Annotated in this window: 21 protein-coding genes; 14 read left to right on the plus strand and 7 right to left on the minus strand. The window is 65.3% G+C overall.

What is annotated here, in order from left to right; all coding sequences use genetic code 11:
* Positions 1–74: 74 nt before the first annotated feature.
* Together V6Z91_RS04390 and V6Z91_RS04395 are read left to right on the plus strand one after the other, a co-directional pair.
* Positions 75–539 carry a cache domain-containing protein gene (locus V6Z91_RS04390; protein ID WP_338767139.1) on the plus strand — a complete coding sequence of 155 codons (465 nt, stop codon included), beginning with the start codon at positions 75–77 and terminating at the stop codon, positions 537–539.
* 40 nt (positions 540–579) lie between these two features.
* Entirely contained in the window at positions 580–2271 is a 1692-nt protein-coding gene (locus tag V6Z91_RS04395; RefSeq protein WP_338767142.1) for a methyl-accepting chemotaxis protein, read from the plus strand.
* A gap of 11 nt (positions 2272–2282) precedes the next feature.
* On the opposite strand, the gene V6Z91_RS04400 is transcribed toward V6Z91_RS04395, so the two are convergent.
* Positions 2283–2873: a DNA-3-methyladenine glycosylase gene (locus V6Z91_RS04400; protein ID WP_338767144.1), complete on the minus strand. Its 591-nt coding sequence runs from the start codon at positions 2871–2873 to the stop codon at positions 2283–2285.
* 206 nt (positions 2874–3079) lie between these two features.
* Here V6Z91_RS04400 and V6Z91_RS04405 point away from each other — a divergent pair, with 206 nt between their 5' ends.
* From V6Z91_RS04405 to V6Z91_RS04425, 5 genes are all read left to right on the plus strand, one after another.
* Positions 3080–3940 carry an HDOD domain-containing protein gene (locus tag V6Z91_RS04405; RefSeq protein ID WP_338767146.1) on the plus strand — a complete coding sequence of 287 codons (861 nt, stop codon included), beginning with the start codon at positions 3080–3082 and terminating at the stop codon, positions 3938–3940.
* Positions 3941–3968: 28 nt separating this feature from the next.
* Entirely contained in the window at positions 3969–5168 is a 1200-nt protein-coding gene (locus V6Z91_RS04410; protein WP_338767148.1) for a hypothetical protein, read from the plus strand.
* A 92-nt stretch (positions 5169–5260) separates the two neighbouring features.
* Positions 5261–7228 (plus strand): CocE/NonD family hydrolase, encoded by a 1968-nt coding sequence (locus V6Z91_RS04415; RefSeq protein ID WP_338767150.1) that lies wholly within the window; start codon positions 5261–5263, stop codon positions 7226–7228.
* A gap of 57 nt (positions 7229–7285) precedes the next feature.
* Positions 7286–8476, plus strand: coding sequence for a tetratricopeptide repeat protein (locus tag V6Z91_RS04420; protein WP_338767152.1), 1191 nt, complete (start codon positions 7286–7288; stop codon positions 8474–8476).
* A gap of 171 nt (positions 8477–8647) precedes the next feature.
* On the plus strand, positions 8648–9535 hold the full coding sequence (locus V6Z91_RS04425; protein WP_338767155.1) for an alpha/beta fold hydrolase: 888 nt from the start codon (positions 8648–8650) through the stop codon (positions 9533–9535).
* Here V6Z91_RS04425 and V6Z91_RS04430 read toward each other — a convergent pair whose 3' ends face one another.
* The 3 genes from V6Z91_RS04430 to V6Z91_RS04440 all read right to left on the minus strand — a co-directional run bounded on the left by V6Z91_RS04430 (position 9536) and on the right by V6Z91_RS04440 (position 11560).
* A complete protein-coding gene (locus tag V6Z91_RS04430; protein WP_338767157.1) occupies positions 9536–10093 on the minus strand; it encodes an RNA 2'-phosphotransferase in 558 nt (185 codons plus the stop codon).
* Between the two features lie 164 nt (positions 10094–10257).
* Positions 10258–10518, minus strand: coding sequence for a translation initiation factor IF-1 (infA, locus tag V6Z91_RS04435; RefSeq protein WP_338767159.1), 261 nt, complete (start codon positions 10516–10518; stop codon positions 10258–10260).
* A 418-nt stretch (positions 10519–10936) separates the two neighbouring features.
* On the minus strand, positions 10937–11560 hold the full coding sequence (locus V6Z91_RS04440) for a CPBP family intramembrane glutamic endopeptidase (protein WP_338767162.1): 624 nt from the start codon (positions 11558–11560) through the stop codon (positions 10937–10939).
* Between the two features lie 149 nt (positions 11561–11709).
* Between V6Z91_RS04440 and V6Z91_RS04445 the strand changes: the two genes are divergently transcribed.
* The 3 genes from V6Z91_RS04445 to V6Z91_RS04455 all read left to right on the plus strand — a co-directional run bounded on the left by V6Z91_RS04445 (position 11710) and on the right by V6Z91_RS04455 (position 14079).
* Positions 11710–12333: a helix-turn-helix domain-containing protein gene (locus tag V6Z91_RS04445; protein ID WP_338767165.1), complete on the plus strand. Its 624-nt coding sequence runs from the start codon at positions 11710–11712 to the stop codon at positions 12331–12333.
* Between the two features lie 42 nt (positions 12334–12375).
* Positions 12376–12612: a hypothetical protein gene (locus tag V6Z91_RS04450; protein WP_338767168.1), complete on the plus strand. Its 237-nt coding sequence runs from the start codon at positions 12376–12378 to the stop codon at positions 12610–12612.
* Positions 12613–12891: 279 nt separating this feature from the next.
* On the plus strand, positions 12892–14079 hold the full coding sequence (locus tag V6Z91_RS04455) for an acyltransferase (protein WP_338767170.1): 1188 nt from the start codon (positions 12892–12894) through the stop codon (positions 14077–14079).
* A gap of 10 nt (positions 14080–14089) precedes the next feature.
* Here the strand turns inward: V6Z91_RS04455 and V6Z91_RS04460 are convergent, their stop codons facing one another.
* Entirely contained in the window at positions 14090–14578 is a 489-nt protein-coding gene (locus V6Z91_RS04460; RefSeq protein WP_338767172.1) for a DNA-deoxyinosine glycosylase, read from the minus strand.
* Between the two features lie 60 nt (positions 14579–14638).
* On the opposite strand from V6Z91_RS04460, the gene V6Z91_RS04465 reads away from it, so the two are divergent.
* Positions 14639–15121: an Mpo1-like protein gene (locus V6Z91_RS04465; protein ID WP_338767177.1), complete on the plus strand. Its 483-nt coding sequence runs from the start codon at positions 14639–14641 to the stop codon at positions 15119–15121.
* A 12-nt stretch (positions 15122–15133) separates the two neighbouring features.
* On the opposite strand, the gene V6Z91_RS04470 is transcribed toward V6Z91_RS04465, so the two are convergent.
* Positions 15134–15268 (minus strand): hypothetical protein, encoded by a 135-nt coding sequence (locus V6Z91_RS04470; RefSeq protein ID WP_338767180.1) that lies wholly within the window; start codon positions 15266–15268, stop codon positions 15134–15136.
* Between the two features lie 169 nt (positions 15269–15437).
* Between V6Z91_RS04470 and V6Z91_RS04475 the strand changes: the two genes are divergently transcribed.
* The 3 genes from V6Z91_RS04475 (at position 15438) to V6Z91_RS04485 (ending at position 18078) form a co-directional block, all read left to right on the plus strand.
* Positions 15438–16385: an EamA family transporter gene (locus tag V6Z91_RS04475; protein WP_338767183.1), complete on the plus strand. Its 948-nt coding sequence runs from the start codon at positions 15438–15440 to the stop codon at positions 16383–16385.
* Entirely contained in the window at positions 16382–16867 is a 486-nt protein-coding gene (locus V6Z91_RS04480; protein ID WP_338767184.1) for a GNAT family N-acetyltransferase, read from the plus strand. The genes V6Z91_RS04475 and V6Z91_RS04480 overlap by 4 nt, the downstream gene beginning before the upstream one ends.
* Before the next feature lie 200 nt (positions 16868–17067).
* A complete protein-coding gene (locus V6Z91_RS04485) occupies positions 17068–18078 on the plus strand; it encodes an IS110 family transposase (RefSeq protein WP_338767186.1) in 1011 nt (336 codons plus the stop codon).
* 173 nt (positions 18079–18251) lie between these two features.
* Here V6Z91_RS04485 and V6Z91_RS04490 read toward each other — a convergent pair whose 3' ends face one another.
* Positions 18252–19724, minus strand: coding sequence for a glycine betaine ABC transporter substrate-binding protein (locus V6Z91_RS04490; RefSeq protein ID WP_338771727.1), 1473 nt, complete (start codon positions 19722–19724; stop codon positions 18252–18254).
* Positions 19725–19763 lie beyond the last annotated feature (39 nt).

Consider the following 19763-nt stretch of genomic DNA (forward strand, 5'->3'; position numbering starts at 1 on the left):
TTGTTCTAGCGCAATTTCCTGTCAGCAGCATCGGAGCACAATGATTTGACCTTAACCAACCACGGGGAATTCTCATGAAACAAGTACTGATCCGCAGCATGGCATGCCTGGCATTCGCCACCGTCAACACCGCCGCCTTCGCCACCGCCGAACCGACCGAGAAAGACGCGATCGCCATGGTCGAACGCGGCGCCGCCTTCCTGAAAGCCAACGGCAAGGATGCGCTGGCCAAAAAACTGTCCGCCAAGGACCCGGAATTCGTGCAGGGCGAGCTGTATGTCGACATCCGCGACATCAACACGGGCATCGTGCTCGCCCACCCGATCAATCCTTCGATCGTGGGCAAGAACCTGACGGACGTGCCGGACGCCAGCGGCAAGGTATATCGCCGCGAAATCATCGAACTGGCCGCAAGGAAGGGCAAGGGCTGGGTCGACTACATGTACAAGAATCCGGTCAGCGGCAAGATCGAACCGAAGACCACCTACATCATGCGCGTGGGCGACGTGGTGGTGGAAGCCGGCATCTACAAGAACTGATGCGTCGCTCATAACAATCATCCACCCTGGCGGAGTCGTCATGCTGAACAAATTACGTATCGGTCCCAAATTGCTGCTGGCGCCTGGCATCGTGCTGGTCTTGCTGGTGGCCATCACCGCCTGCGCCTGGGTCGGCATGGTGCGCCAGAACGCATCGCTGGAAAACCTGGTGCAGGTGCGCGCGGCCCGGCTGAAGGCGGCCGCCGACATCGCCGGCGAAGCGAAGTTTTCCCACGCCAACATCTACCAGTTGCTGGCGTGGGTCAACGGCAGCTTCGCGAACAACCGCCTGGCGCAGCTGACCAACCAGATCCACGCGCGCCACCGCGGCATCGAGCAGCAGCTGGCACAGCTGGCGCGGGTATCCGATCCCGACGAGCGCAAGCTGGTCGACGGCTCCAGCCATGCGCTGTTCGCCTACCGCAAGGGGGTGCTGGAAACGATCGAAATGGCGCAGATGGACCAGTCGATCGCCACCAACGCGATGCAGAAGGCCGAGCGCCAGTTCGTGCTGCTCGACGGTGCCCTGCAACGGCTGGCGGCGCGGGAAAAACTGCTGTCGGAAGCGGCCCACGCCGCGGCCAAGGACGAATTCCGCCAGCTGGGCATCGCCATGGCGGTGCTCTGCGTGCTGTCGGTGGGGCTGTCGCTGCTGGTATCGATGGTGGTGCGTGCGGCCCTGCTGCGCGATATCAACGGCATTGCCGAAGTGGTGCGCAGCCTGGCCGCGGGCCGGCTCACGTCCGTCAAGCCCAATGCCGGGCGCGACGAGATCGCGGAGACGGCGCGCGTGCTGGACCAGAGCATCGCCAACCTGAACCAGACGTTGCGCACGATCCGCGGCGCGGTGCAATCGATCGACACGGCCTCGCACGAGATCGCGGTCGGCAACCTCGACCTGTCCACCCGCACCGAACGCCAGGCCGGCTCCCTCGAGGAGACGGCCAGCGCGATGGCCACGCTGACCACGGCCGTGCGCCAGAACGCGGAAAACGCGCGCGAAGCCTGCCGGCTGGCCGCCACCGCTTCGCAGATGGCGGAAAAAGGCGGCGCCGCCGTGTCGCAGGCCGTGACAACGATGGAATCGATCCGCGCCAGCTCGCGCAAGATCGTGGAAATCATCGGCGTGATCGACAGCATCTCGTTCCAGACCAATATCCTCGCGCTGAACGCGGCCGTGGAAGCGGCCCGCGCCGGCGAACAGGGCCGCGGCTTCGCCGTGGTCGCCTCCGAGGTTCGCACGCTGGCGCAGCGCTCGGCCGCCGCCGCGAAGGAGATCAAGGAGTTGATCGCCGCTTCCGTCTCCACCATCGACGATGGCGCCGCCTCGGTGAGCCAGGCCGGCAACAGCATGGGCGATATCGTCTCGTCGGTGCAACAGGTGAACCGCATCATCGACCGCATCAGCGCGGCCAGCGCCGAACAGGCGCAAGGCATCTCGGAGGTGAACCAGGCGGTGGGCCAGATCGACGACGTCACGCAGCAGAACGCCGCCCTCGTCGAGCAGGCCGCCGCCGCGGCCGAGAGCTTGCAGGAGCAGGCCGTGAACCTGTCGCGCGCAGTGGCCGTGTTCGAACTCGACGCCGCGGCCGAACAGCCGGGCCGCGCGACCGCCCCGGCAGCCGCGGCTGCGGCACCGGCCGCGGACCGCCGCGCCCCGGGCAGTCCGATGCGTGGGCTGCGCCTGGAGTCGGGAGCGGACGATGCACCCGGCCGCCAGCAGCGCCGTTGACAGGCAGGGCGTTATTGCCGGTCCGGCTGGCGGAACGGCTTGCTCAGGTAAGGCGAGCGGGCGACGCCGAAACGCCACGGCGTGTCCATCGCCTTCGAGATGCCGATGCGGGGGCCGGCCGCCACCGGCAGGGCGATCGCCGCGGCATCGCGCGGCAGCAGTTCAAACGGCGGCAGCGCCAGCGATTTGCCGTTGTGTTCGCGCGTGACGCCCAGCGCCTGGCACACGCGCCCCGGCCCCGAACACAAGAGGCGCGGATCGTCGAGCCCGCGGCGCGCCGCCATCTTGTCGAGGCCGTGCAGCGGTTCGATGGCACGGATCAGCACGCCGGCGCCATGCCCCTCTTCCCGGCACACGAAGTTCAGGCACCAGTGAATGCCGTAGGAACGGTATACATAGGCATGCGCCGGCGGGCCGAACATGGCCGCATTGCGCTCGGTGGGGCCGTTGTAGGTATGCGAGGCAGGGTCCTCGCGGTCGTAGGCCTCCGTTTCGACGATGCGGCCGCCCACGCCATCGACCAGCACCGTTACCCCGATCAGCAGCCGCGCCACCTCGTGCGACGGTGCATTGAAGTCAATTCCTGCGAGATAAGTCGTCATGGCGCCGATTGTAGCGCCGGGGCGTGTATGCCAGCGCCGGGCTCGGCCACTTGTCTTGCCTGCAAAGGAAAACTGTTCATTTCGCTATCGAATCGCCGCCGATCGGCAACATTCGGCACCGAAAGGATTGAAAAACGGGAAAAAACCGATATTGCCGTGGCGAAACAGGCGATAATGACACGTTCGCCGCTCCACGCCCATCGACCATGACCACCGCCGCCTCCCACGCCAAGGAATCCTCCGTAGAAGACGCCCTGCTTCGGTCGATCCGCATTCCGCCTCGCCCGAGCCTGCTGGTGGACCTGCAGGCGGAGCTGGCCGACGAAGACCCGTCGCCGCGGCGCATCGCCCGCATCATCGGCAACGACGTGGGCATGTCCGGCGCCTTGCTGAAGCTGGCCAACTCGCCCTTCTTCGGCGCCGCCCGCAAGGCGAAATCGGTGGAACAGGCGATCAATTTCCTGGGCATCAACCAGTGCGCGGCACTGCTGACGGGCCTGCTGGCCCGGCAGGCGATCGACGGCGGCAACACGGCGCTGAACCAGTTCTGGGACACCAGCGCACGGCGCGCCCAGTCGCTCGTGTTCATTGCCCGCAAGCTGCGCATCGCGCCGCCCGACATCGCCCACACCTTCGGGCTGTTCTGCGACATCGGCGTGCCCCTCCTGATGGACCGCTTCACCGACTATGGCGACACGCTGGCGATCGCCGGCCGCGACCTGCTGCGCGCCTTCACCGAGGTGGAGGATGCCCGGCACAGCACCAACCACGCCGCGATCGGCTGCCTGCTGGCGCGCAACTGGGGCTTGTCGCCGGACGTGTCGTGGGCCATCCTGCACCATCACGACTACGGCGTGCTGGACGACGACGCCACGGACGATGCGATCCGCTCCCTCGTCGCCGCCTCGGTGCTGGCCGAACGGGGGATTGCGCGCTACCATGGCAACCGCGATTCGCTGGAGTGGGAAAAAGGCGGCGACCCGGCTTGCCGCCACCTGGGCCTGGATGCCGAGGAGGTGGAAGACCTGCTCGAGGAATTGCACGACACCTTCCACATCGATCATTGACGATGCCCTCCCGGGCATCGGTAGAACCATGCCCAAGAATAAAAAACCCGTCCCCCGCCCATCCACCGTCGAACACGACGAGCACGAGGCCCAGGTAGCAAGCCTGTGCGCGCTGGCGCTCGAACTGGCCGAACAGGAAGACAGCGATACGCTGGGCGATGCGCTGCGGCAAAGGGAAGCGGACTTCCACCGCCTGGTGCGCCGCCACCTGAACGGCCGCAAGGACGATGTGCTGTACGGCGCCATCGAACAGGCCAGCCACGAGGATATCGGCGCCTGGCGGCTGCTGCGTACCACGATCGAGGAAGCGGCGGCCTCGCTGCAAATCCGCAGGGAGAACGCGCCCACGCTGGAAATCGATGCCTTCGCCATTCCCGTGTTCGTCGGCAGCACGGGCGGCCTCGTCGAGGCCGAAGGCTTCCAGGACGATGGAGCCTACGATGCCCTGCTGGACAGCATGAAGCGCGCCGGCCTGGAAAGCCCGCAGGCGAAGCTGGTGCTGGTGCGCCATGCCTACGACGCGGCCGAAGCGAGCCGCATCACCTACAGCGAGCTGCATGCGATGGCGCGCGAAGCCTCGGCCGTGCTGGGCAACAAGAAAGTGACCGAGGCGCCGGCCCTGGAGCGCAGCATCACCGGCTGGAGCGACGCCGCGTTCGGCCCGGATGACGCGGCCGTCGAGCTGCGCTTCCTCGTCGGCTTTTCGCAAAAGCGCGCCGACGATCCGTTCTACGCCGTGCCGCAGGACGAAGCGAAGGCCGAAGCCTGGTTCGACGCCCGCATGGACCGCTACCGCCGCTGGACGCAGGATGCGGCGCCGCTCGTGCAGCGCCTGCTCGCCCCGGCCGGCCGCGCCCTGCAACTGAACTTCCTGTACCAGGACCTGTTCTTCGGCGCCCGCCAGCAGGGCCTGGCCGAACAGGCGATGCTGGCGCTGATGGCCACGCTGGGCGCCGCGCTGGACGGCCACGGCGGCCCGGTGCGCGCCGTGATCGGCCCGGCCGACGTGGCCGGCGACATGGTGCTGCGCGTGCAACTCCTTGCCGGCACGCAGTTGTCCGATCCTGTGCTGGCCACCGGCGACCGGCCGCTGGAACTGGGCAGCGATCTCGAAGTGGAGGTGGACGACGTGCGCGATGCGCTGGCCACGCTGGGCGTCGAACAGGTGGCCGTGGCGGCCCGCTTCGATGCGCAGGGCAATCCCGTCGATCCGCGCCCGCTCGGCTGAACCGCTCGGCTGAACAATAGGGACACGTTTGGCGGTTCGGCTACACTGGCGGGCCCAGTGTTCAACCAACAAAATAAGGAACAAAGGAAACGATGTCCCGATCCATCAGCGCCATCGCGCTCTCCCTGATGCTGGCCTGCGGCGGCGCGCACGCCGCCGGCCTGGCCGTCCACCGCGACGAACCGGCCGGGAAGGAAGCCAAAAGCAACCTCGCCGAGCGTTACACGAAGTACGAATTCCGCATCCCCATGCGCGACGGCGTGAAGCTGTTCACCACCGTCTACGTACCGAAGGATGCCAGCCGCAGCTATCCATTCCTGGTGCAGCGCACGCCCTACAGCGCCGGCGTGGTGGCCGACGGCGAACTGCGCTACGGCGTGAGCTTCATGCCGAAGCACATCGGGCCGTCGAAGGAATTCGAGGACAGCGGCTACATCTTCGTGAAGCAGGATGTGCGGGGTCGCTTCATGTCCGGCGGCAAATGGCAGGAGATGACGCCACACCTGAAGGCTACCCTCCTTCCCGGCGAAGGCAACGAAAGCCTGGACATGTACGACACCGTCGAGTGGCTGCTGAAGCACGTGCCGAACAATAACGGCAAGGTCGGCATCCTCGGCATCAGCTACCCCGGCTTCTACACGTCGGCCAGCATCATCGATTCGCACCCGGCGATCAAGGCCGCCTCGCCGCAGGCACCCGTGACCGACCTGTACATGGGCGACGACGCCTACCATGGCGGCGCCTTCATGCTGGCGGCCAACTTCGACTTCTATGCCGCGTTCACCGAGGAGCCGAACCCGACACCGCTGCCGAAGACGTGGGGCGAGTTCGACTACGGCGTGCCGGACGGCTACGACTACTTCCTGCAACGCCTCACCCTCGACAACATCGCCTCGAGCCTGACGGACAAGCAGCGCAAGCTGTTCGCGCCGATGATCGAACACACGAGCTACGACGAGTTCTGGAAGAGCCGCAATATCGCGCCGCACCTGAAGAACATCAAGGCAGCCGTGCTGACGGTGGGCGGCTGGTACGACGCCGAAGACCTGCAGGGCCCCTTCACGACCTACCACGCAATCGGGAAGTACAACCCGAACACCTTCAACGGCCTGGTGGTGGGCCCGTGGGTGCACGGCGGCTGGGCCGGCGGCGACGGCCGCAGCCTGGGCCGGGTGCAGTTCGATGCCGATACGAGCGATTACTTCCGCAAGCAGATCCAGTTCCCGTTCTTCGAGCAGCACCTGAAGGGCGTCAAGCCGGAACGGCCGCTCGCCGCCGTTACCGCGTTCGAGACGGGCACGAACGTGTGGCGGCAATACAGCGCGTGGCCGCCGCAACAGGCCAAGGCGCAGACCCTGTATTTCGGCGCGAACGGCGGCCTGGGCTGGCAAAAGCCCGCCACCGCGGCGGACCGCGACAGCGGCTTCGACGAATACGTGAGCGATCCGAAGAAGCCGGTGCCGTTCATCGGCTATCCGGCCACCGGGGTGCCGAAGGAATACATGGTGTCGGACCAGCGCTTTGCCGCCACCCGGCCCGACGTGCTCGTCTACCAGACCGAGCCGCTGGAAGAGGATGTAACGATCGCGGGCCCCGTTACGCCGAAGCTGTTCGTCTCCACCACCGGCACGGATGCCGACTGGGTGGTGAAGCTGATCGACGTGTACCCGAACGAATACCCTGCGGGCGAAGAGGAACGCAGGCGCGGCAAGGATGTGCCACCGCCGAAGCTGGCGATGGCGGGCTACCAGCAACTGGTGCGCGGCAATCCGCTGCGCGGCAAGTTCCGCAACAGCTTCGAGCGGGCCGAACCGTTCGTGCCGGGCAAGGTCGAGGCGGTGAACTTCCACCTGGGGGACGTGCACCACACGTTCCGCCGCGGCCACCGCATCATGGTGCAGGTGCAAAGCTCGTGGTTCCCGCTCGTCGACCTGAATCCGCAGACGTTTACCGACATCGCCAGGGCGAAGCCGGAGGACTTCAGGAAGGCGACGCAGCGCGTCTACCATGCGCCCGACACGCCTTCCGGCCTGCAGCTGATGGTGCTGCCGTCCCGCTGACGGCGCGGCTTTGACAAGCCGGGGAGCGGGGAGGATACTGGCCGCCAGGAGGGCGCCATGGATACTTCTCCGCTCGTTTCACTTCCTCGGGCCGTGCTGGCCCTGATCCTCTGTGCCTTCCTGGGCGGCTGCGCGACGGCGCCGTCCACGGTGGCGCCGCCCGACGACCTGTTCGCCGACCACCTGTTCGGCCCCGCCTCCGCCATGCTGACCGAAGCCGACATCTTCGCGCTCACGCCGGCGATGAAGGCCTACACCGACGAGGTGCGGCGCCACCGCCGCGGCAAGGAAATCCGCCGCGCGCTGTTCGATGCCCTGTACGAGCGCGACGGCCTGCAGCTCGAATATGACTCCGCCCTCACCCGCACCGCCGCCCAGGCTTTCGAAGCTCGCCAGGGCAATTGCCTGTCGCTGGTGATCATGACGGCCGCGCTGGCGGCCGAGCTCGACATCCCGGTCGTATTCCAGGACGTGCCGGTGGACGATGCCTGGAGCCGCAGCGGCGACCTGTATTTCAACAGCGGCCACGTGAACCTGAAACTGGGCCGCGCCATCCGCGAAAGCGTGTCGTCTTACGACAGCGCCAGCTACCTGGTCGTCGACTTCCAGCCGCCGCCGGACCGCAAGCCGAAGGAAGGCAACATGATCGCGCGGCATACCGTGGTGGCGATGTTCATGAACAACCGCGCCGCCGAGGCGCTGGCGCGTGAACGCCTGGACGAAGCCTACTGGTGGGCGCGGCAGGCAATCGTCAGCGACCCCACGTTGCTGTATGCGTATAACACGCTGGCCGTCGTCTACCGCCGCCACGGCGACGCCGCGCTGGCCGAGCGCACGCTGCGCTGGGCGATGGGACGCGAACCCGACAGCACATTGTTGATCAACAACCTGGCCCAGTTGCTGGACGCGCAAGGCCGCAAGGAGGAGTCGGCGGTGATGCGCGAAAAGCTGGCGCGCCTGCAGCCACTGATGCCGTTCTACTACTTCAACCTTGGGCGCACGGCGATGGAGATGGGTGACTGGCGCCGCGCCCGCATCCTGTTCGAACGCGAGTTGCAGCGCGACCCGGACTACCATGAATTCCACGCCTGGCTGGCGGCGGCCCTGTGGCAACTGGGCGACTACCGAGGCGCCGACCGCCACATCAAGCAGGCAATCGCCGGCAGCACCACGCGCGCCGATCATGCCTTGTACGCGGCCAAGCTGGACCGGCTGCGTGCCCAGGCGGCGCAAACCGCCCGGCATTAGATCGGCCTGCCCCGCCTTTCGACCTGGCCTGCCCTTCGACCCTGGCCAGCGTTGTTGGCCTTGAGCTGCATTGAACTGCAATAAGCTGCAATAAGCTGCCCGGCAATACCCGATAGCGGAAACGCAACAGTGCGCGCGACGTGCCGAGCCGTTTGGCGGTAGACTGGGCTCATGAGTACGTCGAGAAAAGTCGCCGCGGCCGTTGGCGTGGTCGGGTTCCTGTGGGCAGGCATGGTCTCCGCGATCGCGGCCGGCCAGCGCAAGCTGCTGTTCAACCCCACGCTGATCCGCGAAGTGCAGAGCCCCCGCAGCAGCGCGCACCGCACGCGCGCCGTGGTGCTGCGCGCGCACGACGGCACGCGCCTGGCGGGCTGGCTGATGACGCCGAACATGCCGGGCCCGCACCCGGCCGTGGTGTACTTCGGCGGGCGCTCCGAGGAAGTTTCGTGGGTGGCGCGCGATGCCGGCAACCTGTTCCCCGGCATGGCCGTGCTGGCGATGAACTACCGCGGTTATGGTGATTCGCGCGGCGAACCGGGCGAAGAGCACATGGTCGAGGATGCCTGCATGCTGTTCGACTGGCTGGGCAGCCGCCGCAACGTGGACATGAAGCGCATCGCGGTGGTCGGCCGCAGCCTGGGCACCGGCGTGGCGGTGCAGGTGGCCAAGGAGCGGCCCGTGCATTCGGTGGTGCTGATCACGCCCTACGACTCGATCCTGGCGCTGGCGCAGCGCCGCTTCCGTGGCGTGCCGGTCAGCTACGTGCTGCGCCACCGCTTCGAATCGATCAAGTACGCATCGCTGCTCTCCGCCCCCACCTATGTGCTGCGCGCGGCCACCGACGACGTGGTGCCGCACATGCATACAGACGTGCTCGTTTCCAAGCTGATGCGCGTGCACCTGGACGAGACGATTCCCGAGTCCGACCACATGAACATCCCCTATCTGCCGGTCACGCAGCAAAAGATCGCGCATTTCCTCACCACGCAGTTCACGGCGCCCCAGCCGCTGGAACCGGTGCCCGCGCCGGTGCCTGACAATACGCCGACGGCGGCCTGACTACCGCGCCGGAAACTCGATGAAGCGCACGGGCACGGCATCAGTCAGCCATACCCCGTTGTCGGATTCGTAAAAGACGTGGCCCTGGGTGTGCAGCTCGGCGGCGCGCACTTCCAGCACGACCGGCACGCCATAGCGGGCGCCGACCTTGATCGCCGTCTCCCGGTCCGCCGACAGGTGCACGTGCTGCCGCGAACCCGGCTTCAGGCCCGACTGGCGGATCGACGTGATGAAGCGGCTGGCCGTACCGTGGTACAGCACGGCGGGCGGGATGGCTGGCGCCAGCTCCAGGTCGACCGAGCGCAGCGAGTGCCCCTGGCTGGCACGGATGCGCAGCCCGTCCTCGCTGAAGGCGAAGCGTTGCTTGTCGTTGCCGGCCACCACGTGGCGCAGCGTTTCCAGCGTGAGCGGCGTGCCGTGAGCGGTGGCCGTGGCGAGCAGTTCGGCGACATCGGCCCAGCCGTTGCGGTCCAGCGACAGGCCGATGGTGTCGGGCGCGTGGCGCAGGATCAGGGAGAGGAAACGGCTGGTGCGTTCGTGAGGATCGCGGGCGGGCATCGGAATCGCTCCGGAAGTGAAAGTGCCCGCGATTGTATGCGTTTTGCCGGTGCGAGGTTGCAGGTCGGACCGGCAGGCGATCTGGTCGCCATCAGTGGGTACAGCTGTTTGTCGCGCCGAGTGGACAGCGCAGTCGAGGCCGCGCAGTCGACCCGCAGTGAATGCTAGCGGCGGCGCTGCTGGTGCGTGGGCGCCGGGCCCCGCTTTTCGATGTGACGGAACGTGATGCGACCTTTGTTCAGGTCGTAGGGCGACATTTCCAGGGTCACGCGATCACCCGCGATGATGCGGATGTGGTTCTTCTTCATTTTGCCGGAAGTGTAGGCGATCAGCTTGTGACCGTTGTCGAGGTCGACGCGGAAGCGCATTTCCGGCAGGATTTCCGTGACGAGACCGTTCATTTCAATCAGTTCTTCTTTAGCCATATTTCCTTTCGATTGGCGTCCACGGGGGTGTGGACGGATGCTGCGGTAATGGATGAACAACAGTGACGCGCGCGCTCCGCAGCAGCGCAAGTGATACGTGAATATGCCCAGATGGGGGCATAACGCAGAAAAAAAAGCCCGCTTGCTGCGGGCTTCGTTTCAATGTGATACCAATGCTTGTATCGCTGTTTCAGCCCATGCTATCTGCGTGGTGCGAAACTCCGGGGCGCCCGTGCTATCTGCATGGTGCGGCCGGCGTGTAAGTCCGACAAAGTGTGGAACGACAACCTGGCAGACGGCTTGCTAGCCCAGCCGCGCCACAGCTTTACACTGCCTGTTCGCGTCGCCTGCCTGGATCGGATCGAATCATCTCACCGACAAACAAAGTATAGCACAGGTCTTTGTGCGGCGCACAAAATTATTCGGAGGAATTTCCGGGAGTCCCGGGCCGGTACATCCACAGCATTTGCAGGTCGACCAGCACGTGCACGACGATCGGCAGGACGAGGCCGCCGGTACCGATGGCGAGCAAGCCGAACAGCAGCCCCGTTGCCGTCGCCGAGGCGATGCCTTTCCAGCCCTGGTAAAGATGGGCGAAGCCGAATGCCAGTGAACTGAGCAGCCAGGCGCCGGCCAGCCCGGTTCGTTCGTCGAGCAAGTGGAGCAGGTAACCGCGATAGAGCATTTCCTCGCAAATGCCGGCGGTAAGGCTGAGCGCGACCCACCAGCGCCGCTCGCGCCGCGTAACCGGCAGCAGGAAGACCAACCGGTCGAACGCCGGCTCGATCGCCTTGCGGCGCGCGGCACTGGAGCCGTGCCACACGCCTTGGGCGAAGATAAACAGGAACGCCCCGCAAACCAGCATGACGGCTGCATCGATCCAGCCCCTGTGCCGCACTACCCAGTCGCCGGTGGAGGACACGACTTCCGTGGGCTGCCACGTGCCGCCTGCCGCGAATGCCGCCGCGGTGGCGAGCCACAGCGCCAACAGGCTGCGGCGGTACATGCGCAGGCGTTCCTCTTCCACTGGTTTGTCGCGCAAGTCCGCCACCCTTCCACGGTCCAGGACGGGAAACAGCAGCACGATGCATACCGCTACAAGAGTAGATAACCATTCCATGACCGGTCCCATAAAATGTGAATGTGGGTTTACATTCGCATAGGTGAAGCTGTTTGTCTATCATTGTCGTCATGAGCGATTCCATTCATCCACCCAAGCAAAAGCGCAGCGAGGAAACACTGGCGAGCCTCCTGGCGGCAACGATCCGCGTGCTCGATGAGGCCGGCCTGGACGGCGCCACGATCCCGCGCATTGCCACGCTCGCCGGGGTCGCGCCGGCCAGCGTCTACCGGCGTTTCGTCAGCAAGGATGCGCTGATCCGCGCAGCACTGCTCTCGATGTTAAGGAACAGCCAGGCGCAGGGGCCATCCTTGGCCAGGGGAGAAACCCTGCCCCAGGCGGCGAGACGGCTGATGGCGCTGCTGTTTCAGCAATACAGGACACATCCCCGGCTCTTGCGGGCGCTGTCCCGCTTCATGGATACCGACCAGGATGCCGCGTTCGTGTCCGAGGCCCGCACCATCGTGGCGGCGAACCTGGAATTGCTGATCGAACCGCTGCTCGTCTACCGCCCCGAGATCAGCCATGGGGACCCGCGCGCGGCATTGCGGTTTGCGCTGCTGCAGGCGCTGACGTCCATCGAGGCCATCGCACTGGAATCCTACTCGCTGTGGCATATCGCCGTCGCGGGCACGGATGAGGAACTGGCCGGCCAGTTCGCGGATGGCTTCGTGGCATACCTGACACGACGCTGATGGACTAAGCTATACCTTGCCCGCCCTTCCCTGGAGAATGCCGTGCCCGCCAAAATGATCGATGGCTACGAGGTTGTGTTCACGGGCGAGGAGCTGGAGGGCACGGGGCAATGGGGAGCGTATGTGGCGATCTTCGCGCCGTCCGCCAATCCCATGCATATGACCGCGCTGAGGCCGAAACGGCGCGTGTCGGCGGACTTGACCTTGACGGATCAGCAAGCGGCCGAGGCAGAGGCGGAGCGGGTGGTGATGGGGATGCTCGCTGAACTGCGCCCATAGCGGCTCGCGACGGGGGTACAGCCGTATGCCTTGTCGAGCACGGCCAAGCCTCATTGCATCCACCGATGAGATGAACAACCGGCGCGTCTGCCGTACATTTTTCAGCGGGATCGTCTCCCCGGAACTACCGTAGTGCTTGGCACGGCGCAGAGGCAACAGGTTGTGTATCCGGCACCACATCGGTACGCGAATAAAAATGTACTTTTGGTTAACTTCTGGTTTCCTCATGTTAGTGTTGCAAGGAATTTAGCTCCCCTTTTTCCTCCTGCACACTCATCGATGGATTTCATTGCTCTGACTGGTGCACTTGCCGCCCTGCTGGCCGCCTTGGCCGCGGTGCGCCTTGCCGCACGCTGGACGCCACTGCCGGTGGACGGCCGCTGCGAAACGATCGACGGCCTGCGAGGATTCCTCGCCTTCGCGGTATTCCTGCATCACGCGGCCATCAACCACCGGTTCCTGGAGGACGGCACGTGGAAGGCGCCGCAGTCCAACCTGTTCGTCAATTTTGGCCATGCCAGCGTGGCGCTGTTCTTCATGATCACCGGCTTCCTGTTCTACGGCGCGCTGGTCCGGCACCGTGGCCGATCGCTGGACTGGCTGCGGCTGTTCTGCTCCCGGATCCTGCGCCTGACGCCGCTCTACCTGGTTGCCATGGTGCTGATGTTCCTCATCGTTGCCATACAGACCGGTTGGGAATGGCGTCAACCTCCGGCCGACGTGCTGGCGAGCGCGGGCCAGTGGCTGGGATTCACGGCCTTCGGCACCCCGGACCTGAACGGGCTGCGCCGTACCTATGTCATCACGGCCGGCGTCACGTGGTCGTTGCCTTATGAATGGGCGTTCTACCTGTGCCTGCCATTGCTCGCACTCGTCCAGCGCGTTCGCGTGCCGCTGGTGTTGCTGGCAGCCAGCGCGGCCTTTGCCGCTTCGATCGGCGCCGAGGCCCTGCGCTGGCCGCACACGCATTACATTGCCGCCTTTGCCGGCGGGATCGCCGCGGTGCACGTCGCCGCGCTTCCCGCCGTGCGTGCCTTCGCCACCCGGCCGGTTGCCTCGGCAGTGCTGCTCGCCGCGGCTGCATGGGCGTACGCGGGCTTTCCGTCCGCGTGGCAGCCGGCGAGCCTGGCACTGCTCGGTGTCGTGTTCACGCTGGTGGCGGCGGGATGCGACCTGTTCGGCGTGCTGCGCACAAAGACGGCGCGCATCTTCGGGGAATATTCCTACGGCATCTATCTACTGCACGGCATTGCGCTGTATGCCGCGTTCACCCTCTTGCCGGGAGCGGGGCGCGCCGCGTCCCTGTCGCCGCCAGCATACTGGTGCGCGGTGACCCTGTTGGCGCCGCTGCTCGTCATCGCCAGCTCGCTGGCTTTCCGCTATGTCGAGGCGCCGATGATGGGCCGTACCGCGGCGCTGGTGGCGGCGATCCGGCGCCAGCCGAAGGCGGTGCCGGCCGCGCCATGACACCTTGGCGCTAGCGGCACAATTCCCGCCACACCTCAAGCTTCTGCTCGAACGTCATCGCCATGTGCGCCGGCGAGCTCGACGGCAGCACCACGGTGCGATAGCCATTCTCGGCGAACTGGGGCGCGAACTTGCCCGATGCCTGCCCATTGAAGCCCACCGTCTCCAATTCCGGGCAAAGATGATGCAGCCGGTCGAAATCGTTGGCGGCCGGCTTGCGGATCGCCGAATCGAGGCTCCCTTCCCGCTCGCAGGCGCCCAGCACGTCCCACAGGCCGATGCGGTGCGCCAGCAGCCGCGGCAGGCGCTCCGTGTACGGCAAGGCGTACAAGTCTTCACCCACAAGCGCGCCGACCAGCCGCCAGAACTGGTTGCGCGGGTGGGCGTAGTACTGCTGCGCGGCGAGCGACGCGGCGCCGGGGAAGCTGCCGAGGATGAGGATGCGGATGTGGGGGTCGATCACCGGCGCCAGGCCGGTCAGGAGCAGTTGGGAAGCCATGCGCCGGATTGTAACGCCGCTCGCTAGAATGCCTCGACGGGGGACGCACGGGAGAACGCCATGGACGATTCGAAGACGATGGTGACGGGAATGATCGACGACGCCACGGCCAGTGCCAGGCCGGTCGACGTGCTGCTGGCGCGCTATGCCGAGAGCCACCGCGATCCGACCAACGAGCTGATCCACTTCGTGTGCGTGCCCGTCATCATGCTGTCGCTGCTCGGCATGCTGTGGGCGGGGCACCCACTCGTGGCCGCTGGCGTGGCGGCGGCGGCGCTGGCGTATTACTGGAAGCTGTCGCGGCCGTTCGCGGCCGGAATGCTGGTGATGGCGCTTTTGATGCTGGGTGTGCTTGCGGCGCTGCCGCCGATCGCGGTGCTGCCGCTGTCGATCGCCATGTTCGTGCTGGCGTGGGCCGGCCAGTTCATCGGCCACCTGATCGAAGGCCGCAAGCCATCGTTCTTCGACGATGTGCGGTTCCTGCTGATCGGACCGCTGTTCGTGCTGGGGTTCCTGTACCGGCGCCTCGGTGTCGTCTATTGATTCGCGTACTGATCACAGCGGCGAGGCAGGACGCAGGATCACGGCGTGGGAAGGCAGCGCGCCGTCGCCGCACATCATCAGGATCGCCGTCAGCACGGCGATATAACCCAGTAGCGAAAGCACTTTCCATTGCAACTGCCTGTTCATGATGCGATTCCTTTGGCGATGTCGTGTCCACATCGTAATTGCATTACTGACACACTTCCTGCCGTTTTCATAACGCTTGAGACGGCTCAAGTGGCGTGGGCGTAACAGCAACAGATCGAAGCTCACAATGCCCTAGGGCAATCACTGCCCTAGCCGGCATACTGGCGCGATGCCTTCTCCCATCCTTTTCATCGTCGCCTGCCTGATCTGGGGCTCCACGTTCTGGGCCATCACCTTGCAGCTCGGCGATGTGCCGCCTGCCGTCTCCGTCGTCTACCGGTTCGCCCTGGCGTCGGCCGTGCTGTTCGCCTGGTGCAAGCTGCGCGGCGACAGCCTGCGGCTTTCCTGGCCCGCCCAGCGCTGGACCATCGTGCAGGGTTGCGCCACGTTCGGCCTCAGCTATATCTGCACCTACACTTCCGAGCAATACCTCGTGTCGGCGCTGGTCGCCGTGCTGTTCGCGCTGATGGTGTTCTGGAACCCGATCCTGAACCGCATGATCCTCGGCACACCGCTGTCATGGCGCACGTGGGCGGGAGGAACGATCTCGGTGATCGGCGTGATCCTGCTGTTCTGGCAGTCGATCGGCGGCGCCGTGCGCGAGATCCTGGCCGGCGGCGATGGCCGCTTCCTGCTGGGCCTGATCCTTGCGCTCGTTGCCACGGTGGCCAGCTCCGTCGGCAATGTGCTGGTGGTGAAGGTGCGCGAGCACGACGCGAACGTGCTGCTGACGATGGCCTGGGGCATGTTGTGGGGCACCGTGCTGGTCGCGGCCTGGGCCGTCGTCACCGGCCAGCCGTTCGTGCTGCCGACGACGGCGCGCTACTGGGCGGGCCTCCTGTACCTGGCACTGTTCGGTTCCGTCATCGCATTCGCCTGCTACTTCACGCTGATCCACCGCATCGGCTCGGGCAAGGCCGTGTACATCGGCGTCGTCACGCCCGTGATCTCGGTGCTGCTGTCGATCCGCCTCGAGCATTTCCGCCCCGGTATCATCGAATGCCTGGGCATGATTCTGTGCCTGGCCAGCGTGGCCTGGGCGCTGAAGTCACCCGCTGCCGCGCCCGCCGCGGCCGCCGTCGAACCCGAACCCGAATTACTGAAGAAAGCCTCATGAGCGAACTGCACATCCGCCCCGCCCGCCCCGAAGACGTGGCATCGATCCTCGCGATGATCCGCGAACTGGCCGTGTTCGAGAAACTGGAACACATGGTCATCGCCGACGAAGCCATGCTGCACGACGCGCTGTTCGGCGCGCGGCCGCCGTGCGAGGCGATCGTGGGCGGGGAAGCCGGTGGCGAAGTGGTGACGTTCGCGCTGTTCTTCCACAATTTTTCCACCTTCCTCGGCCGCAAGGGCCTGTACCTGGAAGACCTGTACGTGAAGCAAAACCGCCGCGGACACGGCTACGGCAAGCGCATGCTGTCGGCGCTGGCCGCCCTGGCCGTCGAGCGGCAATGCGGCCGCTTCGAGTGGTCGGTGCTGGACTGGAATGCCAACGCGATCGCGTTCTACGAAAAGATGGGCGCCGCCGTGCTGCCCGACTGGCGCATCTGCCGCGTCACCGGCGATGCGCTCACGGCGCTGGCGAACAGCTGAGTTCGTGTCACGGTGCCTCGTATGATGATCCCGTCGGATCTTTGGCAAAATTACCGCTGAAGGAAACGGCCAGGCAGAGTGATGTCGATGGTGTCTAAGGCCAAGAGCCTGTGGGTCAGATTGGCGCCTCTGCCTGTTTTTCATTGTTAAGTCCGGACGGTATCTTAGGCTTCGAGCCTGCATACGAGGGTGGTCAACAAATGAATTTCGTAGGCACGCCAGTAGTAGGAATTGATGTCAGCAAAAGCAAACTGGATATAGCGTTGCTAAAGAATGGGAAGCTCAAGAGCAAAGTGCTTCCGAACAACAGGGACGGTTACGCAGAGCTGATAAAGTGGTTGAAGAATCAGGATGTTACGCTCGATGCGGTCCATATTTGCATGGAATCGACAGGCGTGTACAGCGAGCCTGTTGCCCTGGCATTGAGCGACATGGGCATGAAGGTCAGCGTCGTCAATCCTGCCAGCATCAAAGGATTTGGCCAGAGTCTAATCATCCGAAACAAAAACGACAAAGCTGATGCAACTCTCATTGCGCGATACTGCGCAGCGATGAGCCCAGCGCTTTGGCAGGCCCCTTCGCACGAGCAGCGGCAATTGAGGGCTTGGAACGAGCATCTGGCATCGTTGAAAGACATTCGACAGCAACAGGCCAATCGTATCGAAGCACTTGAGTTTGCAAACCAGACCGAGGTGGCAGCTCACGCCAAGACGCACTTGGATTGGCTGGACAAACAAATCAAGCAGCTGGAGAACGATATCGATGATCACATCGATCGGCATCCGGATCTCCGGCACGATGCTGAGCTGATTGAGTCGATCCCAGGCCTTGGCGGGACCGCGGCCAAGGTACTTGGTCGTGTGGGGAACCTGCGGCGCTTCGGCAGCGCCAAGGAACTGGCGGCCTACATTGGGGTGACGCCACGCCAGAGGCAATCAGGCAGCTCGGTGAGGGGTAGGACTACCATTACCAGAATGGGCTGTCGCGACCTGCGGGCAGCCCTATACATGCCAGCACTTACAGCGATCAGAAAGAACCCGCTGTTAAGGGAATTTGCAAACCGGCTGCAGTCAACAGGCATGGCTAAGATGGCTGTCATCGCTGCCGTCATGCGCAAGCTCGTGCACCAGATGTACGGCGTCGTCCGCTCAGGAAAGCCATTTGACCCGAATCACATGGGCAAAAGGCTTGCGGGTGAACACGGTATCTGACCCCATGACACGGGCTCGGCAGTAAGGGCCGAAAAAAAGCCACGCGGCGCGTTGCGGCGTGGCACGAACCCAGGTGTCAGTTGGGAGGGGAGATGAATCAACGGATTCAATATAGTCGCGCACTGTTGCGTGCCCTCCCGCTTTTACAAATGCTTACGAGCGCGCGGAAATGCTTACTTCCTTTGCGCAACCACGAAGCGGCGCTCCAGCAATTCGAACATTCCCTGTGTGAGCAAGGCCAGCGCGGCGGCCGGCAGCGCGCCGGCCAGCAGCAGCGTGTTGTCGTTCAGGGCTAGCCCGGTGGTGATGCGCTCGCCGTAACCGCCGGCGCCGATGAAGGCGGCGATCGTGGCGGTGCCCACGCTCATCACGGCGGCCGTCTTCACGCCGGCCAGGATCACCGGCAGCGCCAGCGGCAGGTCGACGTAACACAGGCGCTGGCGCGGTGTGAGCCCCAGCGCCAACGCGGCTTGCCGCAGGCCGGGGGAGATGCCGAGAATGCCGGTGCACGTATTGCGCACGATGGGCAGCAGCGCGTAGACGAACAGGGCCACCAGCGCCGGCACGATGCCGATCGTGCCCAGCAGCGGGATCAGCATCGCCAATAGCGCCAGCGACGGCACCGTTTGCAGCATGCCCGTCACTGCGAGCACGGGTTGTCGCAGCCGCGGCCGGAAGGCGGCCAGCACGCCGAGCGGGACACCGGCCACGCAGGCGAGCAGCACGGACAGCGCCACGAGCTGCACGTGCTGCCCCGTGAGCCGCACCAGGTCCGGCCCGAACAGCACGCCGGACAGCGAGCGTGGCGCCGCCTCGGGCTGCGCCGCCCCATTGCCCCCCTGCTTCGCCAGCCAGCGCCGCGCCACGTCCGCGAACGGCTGCCCCTCCAGCTCGGCGGCCGCGTTCATGGCGATCATGTCGCGCTCCGTGATCTTCCCTTCCAGCCCCGCGACGGCTCGCCACGCTTCCGGAAAACGCTGCGCGGTATCGAGACGGTACAGCAGCACGGCGTCGTAGCGCGGGAAATAGGCGCGGTCGTCGCGCAGCACGGCCAGCCCATAGCGGGCGATCTTCGCATCGGTGGAATAGATGTCGATGACATCGACCTGCCGCGCCGCCAGCGCCTCGTAGGCGATGCCGTGATCGAGCCCCCGCGGCGCCTGCGGCAAGCCGTAGGTGCGCGCCAGGCCGGGCCAGCCGTCGTTGCGGCCAATGAATTCATGGGACAGGCCGAAGCGCATCTCCCGATGGCGCGCCAGCTCGGACAGCGTGCCGATGCCCGCATCGCCCCGCACGGCCAGCGCATAGGTATTGTTGAAGCCCAGCGGCACGGCGATGCCGAAGCCCATCGCCGCCAGCTCGCGCCGGATCTGCTCCAGGCTGGACGGTTTGTCGTGCTTCAGGATTTCCTGGTCGATCGTGCCCACGTATTCCGGGTACAGGTCGATGCTGCCATTCTTCAGCGCCGCCAGCACGATGGCTGTATTGCCGAGCCCTTGCCGGTGTTCGACCTTCACGTGCGGCGCGGCCGTCTGCGCCACCACTTCGGCCAGTATGTACGATTCCGTGAAGCGCTTGGAGCCGACGCGCAACGTGCCGTCATCGGCCGCGCGGGCAAAGGGGGCGAACAATGGGGCGAACTGCAGGGCAAACAGCAGCAGCAGGGCTGCCGCCGCGGGCAGCGG

This window comes from Massilia sp. METH4 (assembly GCF_037094685.1).
In the GTDB taxonomy this organism is placed as follows: Bacteria; Pseudomonadota; Gammaproteobacteria; order Burkholderiales; family Burkholderiaceae_D; genus Rugamonas.